Source organism: Streptomyces palmae, from assembly GCF_004684805.1.
GTDB classification, from domain to species: Bacteria; Actinomycetota; Actinomycetes; order Streptomycetales; family Streptomycetaceae; genus Streptomyces; species Streptomyces palmae.
In genome coordinates, this window is record NZ_SRID01000676.1 from 1 (window position 1) to 1,414 (window position 1,414).

General features: G+C 77.3%; 1 protein-coding gene. It reads right to left on the reverse strand.

The genetic code is table 11. The features are described from left to right. Positions 1-217: 217 nt before the first annotated feature. The gene (locus E4099_RS31995) at positions 218-1,351 is read right to left on the reverse strand and encodes an alpha/beta hydrolase (protein WP_135342585.1); all 1,134 of its coding nucleotides are present in this window, start codon (positions 1,349-1,351) and stop codon (positions 218-220) included. Positions 1,352-1,414: the final 63 nt, after the last annotated feature.

Here is a 1,414-nt window from a genome sequence, read left to right on the forward strand (position 1 = left end):
GGGGCGGGACGTGTGGAGCCGCGGGGAGCCACTCCCCGGCGTGCGGCGGCCAGCGGCCGGTGGCGGACGAGGCGGAGCCGGGAGTCGCGCGGAGTACGGGACGTCACGGGAGCAGTCTTGCCGCTGACGGCCCGAAAGCCCAATCGGAACCCGTCCGGCGGTTCCGCGGGCCGAACGGGGCCGCTACCCGAGCGGCGGTACGCGCCGGGCGCCGGGGCTACATCAGGGGTGTCAGGAAGCGCCGCAGCGCCTCCTGGTAGCCGTGCGGGTGGACGTTCCACATGCCGGCGTGCGCGGCGCGCGCGACGGTGTGCAGGGTCACCAGATCGGGGCGGCGGCGGGCCAGCTCCCGGGACGGCCCCCAGGGTGCGACGGTGTCGTCGGGGCCGTGCAGGATCAGCGTCGGCCGGTTCAGCGCGGCCGGGTCCACGCGGTGCGTCTCGGGGAGCCCGTAGGGAGCGGGCAGGCCGGCCCTGCCCTGGGCGGCGCGGACCGCCAGCGGGATCAGCGGGGCCGGGACCCGGCCGGCGGCCAGGGCGCGGAGGGTGGCCATCCGGTCGAGCACCGGCGAGTCCAGGACGAGCCCGGTGACGCGCTCCGCCAGTGCTGAGTCGGTCGCCGCGCGCAGCGCCATGGTGGCGCCGATGGACCAGCCGTACAGGACGATGCGCTGGGCGCCGTAGCGCACCGCGTACCGGATGGCGGCGTCCAGGTCGCGCCACTCGGACTGGCCGAGGTGGCCGACGCCGCCGGTGGGGCGGGGGGCTCCGACGTCGCCCCGGTAGGCGAGGTCCAGCACCGGGATGTGGAGCCGGTGCAGAAAGGGCATCACCACCATGGGGTGCTCACGGGTGGTGCCGAGGCCGTGCACGGTGATCACCCAGGTGCCGCGGGAGCCGGCCACGAACCAGGCGGGCAGTCCGCCGAGCTCGCCGGGGACGTCCACGTCGGCGTGGTCGATGCCGAGGGCGTCCCGCGGATTGCCGACGTACACCTGCGGGGTGAGCCGCATCCGGGCCCCGGGCGCCACGGTGCCGTGCGCGACCCTCTCCAGCCGGCGCACCACGCAGTCGGGGGGATGCGGGACGCCGGTGAGCACCGGCCCCACCACGGCGTGCGCCCCCTCGCCGGTGAGCCCGTAGGTGCCTGGGCGCAGGGCCGCGAAGGTACGGGTCAGGGTGATGTGCCCGTCCTGGATGTCGTGCACGGTCAGCGGGTCGTCCTCGGGCGGCGGCCGACCGGGCTCCGGGCGCAGGGCGGCGTCGCTCGCGTACCGTCCCGCGGCCACGGCGGCCGCGCCGGCACTGAGCACGGTGGTGGCGGCCACGGCGGCCACGGTACGCAGGCGCACCCCGCCAGTCTGCGCACGCGCCGTACCGGCGGCCAGCGGGCGGGGGCGGACGGGTGACAGGGG